The sequence below is a fragment of the Aeromonas sp. Y289-2 genome (assembly GCF_027705925.1).
Lineage (GTDB): Bacteria > Pseudomonadota > Gammaproteobacteria > Enterobacterales > Aeromonadaceae > Aeromonas > Aeromonas veronii.
In genome coordinates this window covers 92,735-107,500 of sequence record NZ_JAPDCH010000005.1, presented here as the reverse complement: position 1 = coordinate 107,500, position 14,766 = coordinate 92,735, and the positions used below count along the sequence as shown (strand labels likewise).

General features: G+C 59.8%; 13 protein-coding genes. 7 read left to right on the top strand and 6 right to left on the bottom strand.

Annotated features, from left to right (window positions below; translation table 11 throughout):
* The first annotated feature begins 1 nt into the window (after position 1).
* Together zipA and ligA are read left to right on the top strand one after the other, a co-directional pair.
* Positions 2 to 1,171: a cell division protein ZipA gene (zipA, locus tag OKC43_RS09860; protein ID WP_236272511.1), complete on the top strand. Its 1,170-nt coding sequence runs from the start codon at positions 2 to 4 to the stop codon at positions 1,169 to 1,171.
* A 99-nt stretch (positions 1,172 to 1,270) separates the two neighbouring features.
* The gene (gene ligA / locus OKC43_RS09855; protein WP_236272512.1) at positions 1,271 to 3,277 is read left to right on the top strand and encodes an NAD-dependent DNA ligase LigA; all 2,007 of its coding nucleotides are present in this window, start codon (positions 1,271 to 1,273) and stop codon (positions 3,275 to 3,277) included.
* An 81-nt stretch (positions 3,278 to 3,358) separates the two neighbouring features.
* Here ligA and OKC43_RS09850 read toward each other — a convergent pair whose 3' ends face one another.
* Positions 3,359 to 4,333 (bottom strand): ABC transporter substrate-binding protein, encoded by a 975-nt coding sequence (locus tag OKC43_RS09850; RefSeq protein WP_021229152.1) that lies wholly within the window; start codon positions 4,331 to 4,333, stop codon positions 3,359 to 3,361.
* 444 nt (positions 4,334 to 4,777) lie between these two features.
* On the opposite strand from OKC43_RS09850, the gene nrdD reads away from it, so the two are divergent.
* The 4 genes from nrdD to OKC43_RS09830 all read left to right on the top strand — a co-directional run bounded on the left by nrdD (position 4,778) and on the right by OKC43_RS09830 (position 8,309).
* Complete coding sequence (gene nrdD, locus OKC43_RS09845; RefSeq protein ID WP_042079841.1) at positions 4,778 to 6,895, top strand: anaerobic ribonucleoside-triphosphate reductase; 2,118 nt, start codon at positions 4,778 to 4,780, stop codon at positions 6,893 to 6,895.
* Positions 6,896 to 6,995: 100 nt separating this feature from the next.
* The gene (gene nrdG, locus OKC43_RS09840; RefSeq protein ID WP_236272513.1) at positions 6,996 to 7,505 is read left to right on the top strand and encodes an anaerobic ribonucleoside-triphosphate reductase-activating protein; all 510 of its coding nucleotides are present in this window, start codon (positions 6,996 to 6,998) and stop codon (positions 7,503 to 7,505) included.
* 64 nt (positions 7,506 to 7,569) lie between these two features.
* Positions 7,570 to 7,740 carry a YqaE/Pmp3 family membrane protein gene (locus OKC43_RS09835; RefSeq protein WP_005343870.1) on the top strand — a complete coding sequence of 57 codons (171 nt, stop codon included), beginning with the start codon at positions 7,570 to 7,572 and terminating at the stop codon, positions 7,738 to 7,740.
* A 176-nt stretch (positions 7,741 to 7,916) separates the two neighbouring features.
* Positions 7,917 to 8,309 carry a TonB family protein gene (locus OKC43_RS09830; protein WP_158112091.1) on the top strand — a complete coding sequence of 131 codons (393 nt, stop codon included), beginning with the start codon at positions 7,917 to 7,919 and terminating at the stop codon, positions 8,307 to 8,309.
* Positions 8,310 to 8,365: 56 nt separating this feature from the next.
* On the opposite strand, the gene OKC43_RS09825 is transcribed toward OKC43_RS09830, so the two are convergent.
* The 5 genes from OKC43_RS09825 to OKC43_RS09805 all read right to left on the bottom strand — a co-directional run bounded on the left by OKC43_RS09825 (position 8,366) and on the right by OKC43_RS09805 (position 12,457).
* The gene (locus tag OKC43_RS09825; protein WP_042058536.1) at positions 8,366 to 8,722 is read right to left on the bottom strand and encodes an MliC family protein; all 357 of its coding nucleotides are present in this window, start codon (positions 8,720 to 8,722) and stop codon (positions 8,366 to 8,368) included.
* Positions 8,723 to 8,863: 141 nt separating this feature from the next.
* A complete protein-coding gene (locus tag OKC43_RS09820; RefSeq protein WP_236272514.1) occupies positions 8,864 to 9,628 on the bottom strand; it encodes a substrate-binding periplasmic protein in 765 nt (254 codons plus the stop codon).
* A gap of 172 nt (positions 9,629 to 9,800) precedes the next feature.
* Entirely contained in the window at positions 9,801 to 10,898 is a 1,098-nt protein-coding gene (locus OKC43_RS09815) for a DUF2955 domain-containing protein (RefSeq protein ID WP_270659061.1), read from the bottom strand.
* Positions 10,888 to 11,943, bottom strand: coding sequence for an HlyD family secretion protein (locus OKC43_RS09810; RefSeq protein WP_139735663.1), 1,056 nt, complete (start codon positions 11,941 to 11,943; stop codon positions 10,888 to 10,890). Before OKC43_RS09810 ends, OKC43_RS09815 begins: the two co-directional genes overlap by 11 nt.
* Position 11,944: 1 nt before the next feature.
* Positions 11,945 to 12,457, bottom strand: coding sequence for a MarR family transcriptional regulator (locus tag OKC43_RS09805; protein WP_005349886.1), 513 nt, complete (start codon positions 12,455 to 12,457; stop codon positions 11,945 to 11,947).
* Positions 12,458 to 13,444: 987 nt separating this feature from the next.
* On the opposite strand from OKC43_RS09805, the gene OKC43_RS09800 reads away from it, so the two are divergent.
* Complete coding sequence (locus tag OKC43_RS09800; RefSeq protein WP_088869904.1) at positions 13,445 to 14,761, top strand: 2-hydroxycarboxylate transporter family protein; 1,317 nt, start codon at positions 13,445 to 13,447, stop codon at positions 14,759 to 14,761.
* Positions 14,762 to 14,766 lie beyond the last annotated feature (5 nt).

Genomic DNA, 14,766 nt, shown 5'->3' with positions numbered 1-14,766 from the left:
AATGCAGGAATTGCGTTACATCTTGGTTGCCCTGGGCGGTATTGCTATTGCGGCATTGCTCATTCACGGGTTGTGGAGCAACAAAAAGAATCGTCAGGCACCGATCAAAGAGAAACCGATTGGACGGATGGACTCCAAGTCGCGGGATCGTGATAACGACGCCTTCGACAGCGATGGCATCGGCCAGGTACGTGTGGTCAGTGGTGGCCGTCGTGCCGAGCCCAAGCTGCGCAGTGAAGAGAGCCGCCAGCCGGAACTCGGTCGTCGCCCTGCCGTCCCCGCCTTTGATGATGAAGATGACGAGGACGATCTGCCGCCGCCCGTAGTGCGCAAGCCTGCTGCCCGCCCGGTTCCGCCGCCTCCTGTCTATGAAGAGGAGGAAGCGTTCGACGAACCGCTGCCCGAGGAGATCGACGAGGCGCCCGCCGCGCCGGTGCGCAAACCTGCTCAGGTCAATCGTCGTACCCCGGTCTACCGTTCCCGTCCCCTGCGCGAGCCCATGATGCAGTCGCTGGACGACGAGCCGCTGGTCGAGCCCGCTTACGCGACCGCCCCGACTTTTGGTGCCCGTGCAGAGACAGTCCGTACCGCTGACACCGTTCGTGCCGAACCGGTGCGTGCTCCCGAGCCGGAATATCAGCCGCAGCCCCGTCATGTGGCTCCCGAGCCTGTTTATGAAGAGCCAGCCTATGTGGCGCCTGCACCTGTGGTGGAAGAGCCGCGCATGGCGCCCCAGCCGGTCGAGAAGATCTGGCAGGATGTCTATGTCATCAACCTGATGGGCCGTCCGGGTCACGACTTGCAAGGTGCGACCCTGCTCTCATCCCTGATGGCGCTGGGCTTCAAGTTTGGCGAGATGGATATTTTCCACCGTCACGAAGATCCCAACGGCAAGGGTGAAGTGCTCTTCTCCATGATCAATATGGTCAAGCCGGGTACCTTCAACCCGTACCGGATGGAACAGTTCACTACGCCGGGTGTCTCCCTGTTCATGCAACTGCCGCTGCGCAGCAATGCCGCGTTTGCCTTCGAGGACATGCTGCAGGCTGCCGATCAGCTGGCCAGCGATCTCGATGCCATGCTGACAGATATGGATCGCAGCCCGCTGAGCGACGAGACCATTGCCCGTTACCGTCACGAGCTGGCTGCCTACGAGGCCAGTCGCGACTAATACGCCATGCGGGTCGAGTGAAGAAAAAGTGCGGTACCCTGGTACCGCATTTTTGTTTCTACCCCGGCCGTATGTTCAATCACACTTCGAGACTTTTTCATGAGCGACACCCTCTCCCGCCACCGTCAATTGTGTGAACTGCTTACCGAATACGGTCACCAGTACTATGTGCTGGATAACCCCACAGTGCCGGATGCCGAATACGACCGTCTGATGCGCGAGCTGATCGCGCTGGAGGCCGAGCATCCCGAGCTGAAAACCCCGGCCTCCCCGAGCGTGCGGGTCGGCGGTCAGCCGCTGACCGCCTTCAAACAGGTGCGCCACGAGATCCCCATGCTCAGTCTGGACAACGTCTTTAGCAGCGAAGAGTTGCAGGCGTTCGAACAACGGATGAGCGATCGCCTCAAGCGTGACGTGCGTTTCACCTTCTGCTGCGAGCCCAAGCTCGATGGTCTGGCGGTGAGCCTGCTCTATGTAAATGGTCAGCTGGTGCAGGCGGCCACCCGGGGCGATGGCGCTACCGGTGAGGAGATCACCGAGAACGTGCGTACCATCAAGGCCATTCCACTCGCGCTGCGTGGCACTGGCTGGCCAGAGCGGCTGGAGGTGCGTGGCGAAGTCTTTATGCCCAAGGCCGGTTTCGAGGCGATGAACGCCAAGGCGCTGGCCGCAGGCGAGAAGGTATTCGTCAACCCGCGCAATGCCGCTGCTGGCAGCCTGCGTCAGCTCGATTCACGCATCACCGCCAGCCGTCCCCTGAGCTTTTACGCTTACGGTGTCGGTGTTGGCGGCGAGCTGCTCGGTGACTCTCACTTTGGTCGCCTCAATCAGCTCAAAGAGTGGGGGCTGCCGCTTAGTCCCGAGGTGAAACTCAAAGAGGGGGCTGACGGTTGTCAGGCGTTCCACGACGACATTCTGGCCCGCCGTGGCGAGCTCCCTTACGAGATCGACGGCGTGGTCTACAAGGTGGATGCTATCGCTCTGCAAGAGGAGCTCGGCTTTGTGGCCCGCGCCCCGCGCTGGGCGACCGCCCACAAGTTCCCGGCGCAGGAGGAGATGACCCTGCTTGAGAACGTCGAGTTTCAGGTTGGCCGTACCGGTGCCGTGACCCCGGTGGCCAAGCTAAAACCTGTGTTTGTCGGCGGCGTGACCGTTTCCAACGCCACTTTGCACAACGCCGACGAGATCGAGCGTCTTGGCGTCATGGTCGGCGATACCGTGATCGTGCGCCGGGCAGGGGACGTGATCCCGCAGATCGTCGCCGTGGTGGAGGCGCAGCGCCCAAGCGACGCCCGCGCGATCCTCTTCCCGACCGAGTGTCCGGTCTGTGGCTCTGCGGTCGAGCGGTTGGAAGGAGAAGCGGTTGCCCGCTGCTCCGGTGGCCTGTTCTGCGAGGCGCAGCGTAAGGAGGCGATCAAGCACTTCGCCGCCCGTCGCGCCATGGATGTGGACGGCCTTGGCGACAAGATTGTCGAGCAGCTGGTAGACAAGGGACTGGTGAAGACTCCCGCCGATCTGTTTAGCCTCAATGCCATCCAGCTGGCCGGTCTTGAGCGGATGGGGCAAAAATCGGCCCTCAATCTGGTAGCCGCCATCGATGCTGCGCGCAGTACCACTTTGCCGCGTTTCCTGTTTGCCCTGGGGATCCGCGAAGTGGGGGAGGCGACTGCGCTCAACCTTGCCAACCACTTCCTCACCTTGGATGCACTGCGCGCAGCCTCGGTGGAGCAGCTGCTCGAAGTGGCCGATGTGGGCGATGTGGTGGCCAAGCATGTCTACTACTTCCTGCGTCAGCCCCACAACGTGGAGGTGTTGGAGGCTCTGCTGGCTGCCGGCATCCACTGGCCGGCTATCGAGAAGAAAGAGGCCGCGGAGCAACCCTTTGCCGGCAAGACCTTCGTGCTGACCGGCACCCTGACCACCTTGTCGCGCAACGACGCCAAGGCGGCATTGCAGGCGCTGGGGGCCAAGGTGGCGGGTTCGGTATCTGCCAAGACCGATGTGCTGGTGGCGGGGGAAGCGGCCGGTTCCAAGCTGACCAAGGCGCAGGAGCTCGGCATTACCATCTGGACCGAAGAGGAGCTGCAACAGGCGTTGCAGGGCTGATAGCCCTCACCAAGCTTGCTAACCGCAGCTCCTGATAAAAGAGAACCCGGCATGGCCGGGTTCTCTTTTTTGTTTGGGTGGTCACTCACGCCAGAGGATCTTGTGGCGCCATTTGTCGGGCACGGTGAGCTGCCAGCGGGCCAGCTCGCTCTTGCTGAAGACATATTCGCCGCGTAAGGCCGCGCGCGGGGAGATGGTACGGGGCAGGGTGCCCGCCAGTATGGTGTTGATGAGGCTGGCTGCCTGTATCCCCTGATCGTGTCCGTCCAGCACCAGCCCGCCGATGGCCATCCCCTTGCCGACGGTAAACTCCCAGAAACAGAAGAGCGGCACCGGCGTGTTGGCGCTGGTCCACTCCAGCACAGTCTTTTCGCTCACATGCTTGCCATTGTCATCGACCAGCGTGTGGTAGAGGCCGAGGAAGATTGCCTGATAGCCGTTCTTCTTGGCGTTGAGCACCGCCTCCTGCCAGAGGCTGTAATCCCCCATCAGCTGGCTGTTGATCCTGGTCTGGCCGACTCGCAGCTCGGTCTGGGTCTTGAATTCATCCTCGATGGCGGTGAGGGCCACATTGCTGGAATCAAACAGCACCAGTGCCTTGTCGAGCCCTCCCATCATCTGGCTTATTTCGCTGATGTTGCGCTTGAGCAGGGGGCGCTCCAGCACGCCGGTGATCTTGGGGTGGCCGACAAAGCCCTTGAGGCGCGGATTCTCGTTCATGCCAAGAAAGACCACTGGAGTGCCCAGCGAGGCTATCTCGTTGGCCAGATAGTTGATGGCGTTGTCATCCCCCAGTACTACCAGATCCGGTTTGTTCTTCAGATAAAAGGCGATGGCTTGCTGGGCGATCTCGTCAAACTTCTCCCGTGGATGGCGTTTGGTATCCATATAGAAGTGGGTGATCTTGTGCTCCCCCTGCAAGCCATCGAGCAGCCCTTTGTTGTAGCTTTGGTCCCACAGGTATTCGGGATGGTAGCTGCTGATCACCAGAATGTTGGCGGCCCAGAGCGGCAGAGAGAGGGTGGATAGCAGTAGCAATAGCAGGGAGGTGCGCATGGGTTGTCCCTTGTCGAGGGGGAGAGAGTTCTTGTTCAGTATGGGCGGTTTTCGTTGGCGCTGTCATCTCGAAACCGGTGCGGCGGGGGGCGATTTTTTTCGGGTTGATGGATCGGACGCCAGCCCGCACCCCGCTTGAGGTTGGACTTGAATGGGCCTCTTTTGGGTTGGTCGTGAACTGTCCCGCTCGCTGAAAAACCTGTTCTGGATCAAGAAATGAGGCTGCACTTTGGTGCCTAATAGACACCACATATAGGGACGCATTCGTTTTTAATCCCTATATGTTGTGTTATTAAGCTGTGTATAAGCTGTTCCCCTCCTATCTTCAGCCCAGGCTTGTCAAGCCTCGGCTGAATTTATTTGCGTCCAGGATGAGATGCCGGGAGGGGGGCCCAACAAGGGTGAGCCAGAGGCAAATGCCTGGCCTTTTAACGGGGAAAATTCATGAAACCGGTTGTGATCAAACGTGACGGATGTCGCGCACCATTCAATGCCCAGCTGATTGCAGAGGCGGTCAGCCGAGCGGCGGAAGCGGTCAATCAGGCCAATCCGGCACTCGCCTCCCGCATTGCCAATGCGGTGAGTCAGGAGCTGGAAGGGCGTGGTGAAGTTGATATCCACGAGATCCAGAACCGGGTCGAAAACCACCTGATGGCTTCCGACGACAAGGCCATCGCCCGTGCCTATATCGAATATCGTCACGACAGGGATCAGGCCCGCGAGGCGCGCGGCCGTCTGGCGCAGGAGATCCGCGGTCTGGTCGAGCAGACCAACGCCGCCCTGCTCAACGAGAATGCCAACAAAGACTCCAAAGTGATCCCGACCCAGCGCGACCTGCTGGCCGGTATCGTCGCCAAGCACTATGCCACCAGCCACATGCTGCCCCGTGATGTGGTTCAGGCCCACGAGAGCGGTGATCTGCACTTCCACGATCTCGATTACTCACCTTTCTTCCCGATGTTCAACTGCATGTTGATCGATCTGAAAGGGATGCTGACCCACGGCTTCAAGATGGGCAATGCGGAGATCGATACCCCGAAATCCATCAGCACCGCCACGGCCGTGACCGCCCAGATCATCGCTCAGGTGGCGAGCCACATCTATGGCGGCACCACCATCAACCGCATCGACGAAGTGCTGGCCCCCTATGTGACCATCAGCTGGCAGAAGCACCGTGAAGTGGCCGAAGAGTGGGGCATTGCCGACGTAGAAGCCTACGCCATGGCCCGCACCGAGAAAGAGTGCTACGACGCCTTCCAGTCACTGGAGTACGAAGTCAACACCCTGCACACCGCCAACGGTCAGACGCCGTTCGTCACCTTCGGCTTTGGTCTGGGGGACAGCTGGGAGTCGCGAATGATCCAGCGCGCCATCCTCAGCAACCGTATCGCTGGTCTTGGCAAGAACAAGAAGACCGCCGTGTTCCCGAAACTGGTGTTTGCCATCAAGGATGGCCTCAACCACAAGCAGGGCGATCCCAACTACGACATCAAGCAGCTGGCGCTGGAGTGTGCCTCCAAGCGGATGTATCCGGACATCCTCAACTACGACCAGGTCGTGAAAGTGACCGGCTCCTTCAAGACCCCCATGGGGTGCCGCTCCTTCCTCGGTGCCTACGAGGAGAATGGCGAGCTGATCCACGAAGGTCGCAACAACCTGGGTGTCGTGAGCCTCAACCTGCCGCGCATTGCCCTGAAATCCCGTGACGAAGCGGACTTCTGGGATCGTCTCGATGCCTCCCTGCGGGTCGCCAAGAAGGCGCTGATGTACCGCATCACCCGTCTGGACGGGGTGAAAGCACGGGTTGCTCCGATCCTCTATATGGAAGGGGCTTGCGGCGTGCGGCTGAAGGCCGACGACAACGTCAGCGAGATCTTCAAGAACGGTCGTGCCTCCATTTCCCTCGGTTATATCGGGGTTCACGAGACCATCAACGCCCTGTTTGGTGACAAGGTGCACCTGTTTGACAGCGCCGAGCTGCAACAGAAGGCCATCGCCATCATCGCCCGTCTCAGGGCAGCCATTGACGAGTGGAAAGAGGAGACTGGCTACGGCTTCAGCCTCTACTCCACCCCGAGCGAGAACCTCTGCACCCGTTTCTGCCGCATCGACGCCAAGGAGTTTGGCGTGGTATCCGGCGTGACCGACAAGGGTTACTACACCAACAGCTTCCACCTCGATGTGGAGAAGCAGGTCAACCCGTACGACAAGCTGGACTTTGAGGCGCCTTATCCGCCCATCGCCAGTGGCGGTTTCATCTGCTACGGCGAGTACCCCAACATCCAGCACAACCTGGAAGCGCTCGAAAACGTCTGGGATTACAGCTATGACAAGGTGCCCTACTACGGTACCAACACTCCCATCGACGAGTGCTACGACTGCGGCTTCACCGGTGAGTTCGAATGTACCTCCAAGGGCTTTACCTGCCCGCGCTGCGGTAACCATGACCCGGCCAAGGTGTCGGTGACCCGCCGTGTCTGCGGCTACCTCGGCAGCCCGGATGCGCGCCCCTTCAATGCGGGCAAGCAGGAAGAGGTGAAGCGCCGCGTCAAACATATGTAAGCGCACAGGCGATGAAGAGCTGGCCCCTGACTCAAGGGGCCATTTTCATTGGAGGGCGGCAGTTATGCCGCTGTCCCGTGAACGAGGCAGGAAACAAGCGATGCACTACCACCAATACTACCCGGTCGATGTGATCAACGGCCCCGGCACCCGTGCCACCCTGTTTGTCTCCGGCTGCGAGCACCAGTGCCCGGGTTGCTACAACCAGAGCACCTGGCGGCTCGATGGCGGCAAGCCGTTCGATGAGGCGATGAGCGATCGCGTCATTAGCGACCTCAACGACAGCCGCATCAAACGGCGAGGTCTGTCGCTCTCCGGCGGCGATCCGCTCCACCCGGCCAACGTGCCCCACGTGCTGGCGCTGGTGAAACGGGTACGCGCCGAGTGTCCGGGCAAGGATATCTGGTGCTGGACCGGCTACCGGCTCGGCGAGCTGTCAGAGGCCCAGCGCGAGCTGGTGGCCTTGCTGGATGTGCTGGTGGATGGCAAGTTTGAAAAGGCGTTGGCAGATCCGGGCCTGCTATGGCGTGGCAGCAGTAATCAGCAGATCCACGACCTCAACGCCTGGCGTGATGCGGGTGAGCGAATTCCCTGTCTGGTTTGCAGTTGAAGTCCGGGATGTTTATGGTTAGCCCATTCCAATCCTGACGACATTTTTGAAAAGGAGAGCCGAGATGAACAATCTGCTCAAGATCCTGCTGGCCATTTTCCTGCCCCCTGTGTGCGCGTTTATCCAGGTGGGCTTTAGCCTGCACTTTTTAATCAACATAGTGCTGACCCTGCTGGGCGGTCTGCCGGGCATGGTGCATGCGCTCTGGTTGGTGGTGAGCGACAAGCGTGGCTGATCCCATCGGCTGGTTAGTGAGCTTATTGACGATAAAAGGGCCAACCTCTCGGGGTTGGCCCTTTTGTTAATGTTCATACGAATACTTTTTCGTTAGGATGGGTGACTGACCAAGCGGGCCGCGTTGAGCGCCCTGCAGTCCGGCAACAAGCACCGGCAGAGAACAAGGAGCGTTACATGAAGTGGAAAGTCGCAGTATGGTCAGGTCTGGCAGTGACACTGTTGCTGGGGTGCTCATCCCATCAGGAGGTAGCGCACGAGCGCGCTCCGATCGCTATCCCTCTCGAGCAGTTGTCCAGCTACTGGGTTCAGGAGAAGCAGTGGTCATGGCTTGGCAATGACGAGCCGGCCCTGCCGGCCAAACCGGTCAAGGGGTATGTGGAAGTTCGCTATCAAATCGACGCCAGCGGCACGCCGGTCAAGCCGGAAGTGGTGGCGGCCGAGCCTCCCGGCGAGCTGGAGCAGAGCGCGCTGGCGACCCTCTCGCGGATCCGCTACAGCCCGGCAGAGGGCAACCCGGATGCCATTCCGGTCGAGGTGACCAACCGCTTCGAAATCGAGATCAACTGATCCCCCATCACTTTGATGCCAGAGAAAGAGAGACCCCGGCCAGGCCGGGGTCACGTTTATTGCTGTTTGCAGTCGTTGTAGGCAGTCTGCCACTCGCCATCCTGATCCCGCAGCTCGACAAAGCCCTCATCCCCCTTGTTCCACCAGACGGCCTCATGTTCGTCCGTATAGCGGGCGCCGGAGGCCGAAATGGCCTGGGGCAGGGTGTAATCCTTGCCATCCGGCAGCGACAGCTTGATAAAGCTGAGGCTCTCGTCGGAGAGGGAGAAGTAGCGCACCTGCACCTTCTTGCCTTGCTCGCACTGATAACTGACCGGTTCGCCACCAGTGACTGAGAGGGTATTGCCCTGATTGCAGCCAGCGAGCAGGCCGAGGGCCAGCGCACCAGCGGCCATCATATGTACCTTATTCATGATTACAGCTCCATTGGTGTCATACGGGCGTGAGCCTAACAGGTTGCCGTTATTGTGCAATCTGCGGGGCCATTCGGTGCGTCGCTGGCTGTCCGTCATACCGCGCGAGTATGAGGGGGCGCAATCAGGAAGGTATCGCCATCAGTAGAGGCCAAGTCTGGTTTCAAACTGGCGGATCAGCGTCTCATAGATGCCGTTGTTTTTGATCTTCTGCAGCCCCTGCTCAAACTGTTTGGCCAGCGCTTCCCCTTGCGGGTGGTGGCGGGAGAAGGCGAGCCAGAAGCCATCGGTGGAGAGCTTGCCAACCTTGACCACCTTGCCGGTCAGCTGCTTCTGCTGGATCTTGAGGTAGCCAGGCATGCCGTTCATCAGGATGTAGTCGACCCGGCCACGTACCAGCATCTCGAGGATCTGGGCATCGGATTTGGCCTGAAAGCGGGTGATCCTGGGGTTCTCCATAAAATCGGTGGGGTAGGTGTAGCCGAGGGTGATGCCCACCCGCTTGCCCTCCAGCGAGGTGAGCTTGAGATCCCGTTGCGGCTCGCTGGCAAGGGCAAAGATGGCAAGATCCTCCTCGAACATGGGGGTATCGTGCCAATGGTACTGGTAGCGGTTCTCTTCGGTGATGGTGGCGTTGAAGCACCCCGCAAGTTTGCCGCTTTTCGCATCGTGCATGCAGCGGGCGAAGGGGAGGGTGCGAAAGACTATCTCGATCCCTTCGGCGGCGAACACCGCCTTGACCAGCTCAGGCGCCAGTCCGTGGGGCTGGTCATCCTCATTGTCCTTGTCGCGCTCGCAGTAGGGGGCCCAGTCATCTTCGGCACCAATGACAAGCGGGGTGGCCCCGAGCGGGCTGGTAGCCAACAGTACCAGACAAACCAGCCATTCTTTTAACAACGGAACCATAGGTACACCTCATCGACAGCAGCCTTACAAGCATAGCCACACTTCTGCGCTGACTTGTAGTTGCAGGAGTCTTGGTGAGGGAGGTAAACGAGGGCGAGAAAAAAAGCCCCGGCAGGCGACGGGGCGAAAGAGAGCTCATCCATGGGCTGACAACAGTGCTTACAACAGGAAATCAATAACCGAAGCGGGTCGCCTCGAAGCGATTGAGCAGCCGATGGACGAGGTAGCAGGCCAGCAGGGTGACCACGATGGCAAACAGGATGCTGCTCACCCGGTAGAGGGCGCTGAACACCAGATCGTTGCCCGGGGTGAGGTACTGGCCAAAAAGGATGCCGAGGGTGGTGAGGGCGCCAAAGCCAACCCCGGAGCCGCCCGCCTCCTTGACGTGGGCATGGCTGAACAGCATGGCGCCAAGCCACAGCAGTGGAGCGACCAGCAGCAGTTGCCCTGACCAGTCATAGAGCAACAGCTGGCCGAGCAGGCCGAAGGTGACTCCCAGCAAGGTACCCATCGCCCGTTTGCGGGCATAACTCAGCGCACCGTTCCAGTGCATGGGGAACAGCACCAGCAGGGTCGTGGCCTGGGCAGACATGGAGTCGTGCAGGTCAAACACCTGAAATACCAGAAACGACAGGGTGGCCACAGTGGCCCCCAGCAGAGCTTCATGGCGCATCCGGTGCGGCGCCTTGGGGGCCGAGGCGGGCTTGGGTCTGGCTTCCACATCCGGGATCAGCATGGTCATGAGGTAGGCGATCAACACCGACAGCACGCTCGCCCAGATATTGTTGAGGATCAGGTCGTTGAGGTCGGTCTGCGGATAGCTGGCAAAGTGCAGCATGATGCTGAGGCTCAGCACCCCGTTGGCTCCGAACAGAAACAGGCTGCCCCGCGACATGGCGGCGAAACGGTAGAGAAACAGCAGAAAGGCGATGGGAGTCATCAGCGCCGGATGGCTGCCAAACAGCCCTCCCAGCAGCCCGACCTCCACCCCACAGACCACCGCCGCCGCGATCAGCTGGCGTGCGGCATGGCCATTCATCACCGGCACCATCCCCAGCAGCAGCACCGGTGTGACCGTATAGAAGACCCCGTAATTCCAGCCAAACAGCTTGCAGAGCAAAAAGCCCGTGGTGCAGCCAAAGGCGATGCGCAGGCACTGGCGCAGCTCGTTGCCGGTGAGGGGCCGATACCAGAGGTGAGCGGCAGCACCACCGGCGGGGTGTGCTGGGGCGGTATTGGCCGACGGGTGAGTGGCGTGGTTAGTAGACATAATGGAGCAGGCTGAGCAGGTGGATCTGGCCCCGTGCCAGCATGGCGGTCAGGGCATTGTCCGGCAGCAGTTGTACCGTGGCCCGCGCCCCGGCTGGCAGATGGTCGGGGAGCTGCTCCAGCTCGAGGTGCAGCCGCATCCGCTGGGCATCCCGTACCCAGCGATCCGACTCCACCGGCGCGGCCAGTCGACCATTGGCATCAAACTGACCGGCGCTCACTCCGGCATCCAGACTGCTTACCCGGGCAGGATAGAGCTGACCCGGCTCGCCATCGAAGGCGACCAGTGCGCGTGTTTGCTCGTCGATATGGCGCAGGCTCTTCTCCCGAAAATCGGCAATGACATCGACCTGTTCCGACACCAGCGCCAGCAGCGGGCTGCCGGCGCTGGCGATACTGCCCGGCTTGAGCTGCAGGTTGGTGATGGTGCCATCCTGATCCGCCTGGACCCGGCTGTAAGAGAGGGCCAGCTCTGCTTGTGCCAGCTTGTTGCGGGCCTGGCGCAGCAACAGATTATCCTCACCGGTCACGCCACGACTGGCCTTGATCTGGGCCAGTTTGGCCTGACTGGCGCGCAGGTTGGCCTGGGCGCTGCGCAGGGTGCTGTCAGCCTCATCTTTTTGTTGCAGCGAAACCATGTGACGTTGGTAGAGCGCATCGATCCGCTCAGCCTCGCGCCACTTCTGGCTGGCTAGGGTCTCCTTGGCGTTGATCTCGGCAACGGCGGCTGTCAGGGCGGCATCCAGTTCACTGTTCTGCTGCTCTGCCTGCGCCAGCGCAAGGCGGGCCTGCTCCACCGCCAGTTCAAAAGGGGCCGGATCCAGCCTGAACAGCAGATCCCCTTTCTTGACCTGCTGGTTGTTGTGAACGGCGACCTCGATCACCTTGCCGCTCACCTGGGGGGCCAGTTTGGTGACCACCCGGGTCGCCATCGCCTGCGGTGTGAGGGGCATCAGTAGGTCGGCTATCAGAAAATAGGCAAACAGGGTGGCAAAGCCAGCCATGGACCATTTGATCCAGCGGGTAAATTGTTGATCCGGGGTCATCTTATTCTCTCTCTGTGTCGGTCTCGGGAGGGCTTGTATCGCCTCCGGCTTGTCGGTCGTGGTGTTGTTCAATTTTGCTGAGGGCGTTGGCCGAGATCCGCTGCACCGTGGCTTCAAACAGCTGCAGGGTCTGCTCGTCGATGCCCCCCAGCAGCTCCCGGCGGATATTCATGATGCGGTCGGCGATCTGATCGAGCAGGGTCTGGCCAGCCGGGGTCACGCAGACGATGCGGGCCCGCTTGTCCTGACTGCAGCAGTGGCGCTCAATCAGTCCCTGCTCTTCCAGCTGGCCCAGGGTGCGCATCAGGGATGGGAGCTCTATCTCGAGGGCTTCGGCCAGGGTCTTCTGGCTGACATGGTTCCCCATGCGGGAGAGTTTCCACAGCGCGGTCCAGCGGGGATGGGTGAGGCCAAGGGGAGCCAGCTCCAGATCGGCGGCAGTACGCCATAGCCGGTGCATCCGCGCTATCTGCTCGGCGAGCGACAGCTCGCGCAACCTTTCCAGATCCGTCATCTTCTCATCCTCAATGTACTTAGCCTGCTAACTATCATACTTGTTTAGCAGGCTAAGTAAATAGTGTGATGCGGATCATGTTTCTGGTCGGATCTTTCGTTGGTGAGGGCGAGCAGCATTCGAGCCCCTGATATTATTCTCGGGGCTGATCCACTCGAGGCTCTCTTGCCGATTCGGATATTGCGCCGTGAATGGAGGATATCCGGTGGTTATTTTCATGAAATTTTCAGCTTCGGCGAGCAGCTCTTTTTTTATCCGCTAATATTGATGGGGTTATAAAGCAAGGGGGAAACGGGTTGTGGATGGATATGACAGTGGATGTGTGTATCTGGCAATTGAAACGCTGTTGAGTGATGGGGAATATGGTGCAGAGTCACACCATGGCGTGAATCGGGAAGGCACTATCAGAAGTACCGATATCAGTCATGATTTTGACCCCGCCAATATTCCATTGCTATTGGCAGAATAGACCTGACCGTGTGTGAACCTTGTGAGTTCAAGCCAGTGCTCTGGTATTCGCTGGCTTGACTCATCACTATTTCAATCTCCCCTTTTTACATCTTTCTCCTCACCATTTTTCATCGTGCGTGCTTCCTGCACGCCGACTCAAACCCTGGTGTAGCATGCCGTGGCACTCGCGTTATGGCGATGACATAGCCCGCTGATTATCACTCACAGGAGCTGTGGCGATAAAGGGTCGCAGAGCTTGTCATCTGGCTCTGTTATTTCCCCGAAGGGGGAGAGATCATCGCATCGTTATTACTGCTGATCACCCAAATATCCATCATTGGGTTCGCTCGTTTTATCGCCCTATTTCCTGGTCGAGCAGGGCATCGATGGTCTGGTGTTCTATTGTGCAGCACGCGTTGGCGACACCATGATGTTTAAGTTTTTAATGTTTTTATATGGCTTTGCAATCTGGCTAACCGACAGGGGCGAGGGGGATCAATAAAGTAGCGGCCACAATCACACGCAGAGTACATAACAATGAAAAACCTCTCCCCCCTACAAACCACACAAGAAAAGGCCGCCTTTATGGGCGGCCAACAAATTGCGGGTATGCCGCTCTTTATATTTCTGGGGTTGGCGACCTGTGTTCTCTTTTCTGGCTGGAATGGCTCGCTGCCGCTGGGCATGGTCGGTGCGCTGGCGCTGATGTTCGTGCTGGGCACCCTGCTGACCGAGCTGGGGGAGCGGATCATGCCGATCCGTGAATATCTGGGGGGCGGCACCATCCTCGCCATCTTTGGCGGCGCCGCCCTGTTCGAATACCAGCTGCTGCCGGTGCAGGCGGGGCAGGTCATCACCAACTTCATGAAGGAGGGAGGGTTTCTCAACTTCTTTATCGCCAGCTTGGTGACTGGCTCCGTGTTCGGCATGAGCGGCGCTTTGCTGAAAAATGCCGCCATGCGCTACCTGCCGGTCATTCTTGGTGGCGTCGCACTAGCGCTGCTGAGCGTGGGGCTGGTCGGTTCCCTTATGGGGTATGGCTTCAAGAATGCGGTGCTGCTGATCGGCCTGCCCATCATGGGCGGTGGCATGGGCGCCGGTGCGGTGCCGTTGGTGGAGATCCTCTCCGGCCCGATGCAGATGTCTAGTGCGGATCTATTGTCACGCATGGTACCGGCGGTGGTGATCGCCAATACCCTGGCCATTCTGGTGGGTTCCCTGCTGGCGCGGCTCGGTCGCCGTTACCCCTCCCTGACCGGCAACGGCAAGCTGATGGTTAAAGAGAGTAGCCAGAGCATTGCCGATGAGCAGGCCGAAGCGCCGACCCTGCAGAGTCTCGGCATGGGCCTTTTCATCAGCTCCAGCATGTTTGTGCTGGGCTCCCTGCTTGGCAACTTTATCCCCATGCACCCCTTTGCCCTGATGATTTTGGCGGTCGCTTTTATCAAGGTGAGCGGCCTGCTGCCGCGCCGTTATGAGCAGGCGGCGGCCGACTGGTATCAGTTTGTGGTGAGCAACCTCACCCCCTCCCTGCTGGTGGGGATCGGTGTCGCCTACACCAGTATTCCTGAACTGATCAGCGCCTTCTCCATCAGCTACTTCGTGCTGGTCATGGTCACCGTAATCGGTGGCGCCCTCGGCGCGGCGCTGGTGGGCCGGATGATCGGTTTCTATCCCATCGAGGCGGCCATCACCGGCGGACTCTGCATGGCCAACATGGGCGGCACCGGCGATGTAGCCGTGCTCTCGGCGGCCCAGCGGATGAAGCTGATGCCCTTTGCCCAGATCTCCTCCCGTCTTGGCGGCGCCGTGATGCTGATTTTGGCTACCGCGCTTATCTCCCTGCTCGCCTGATACCG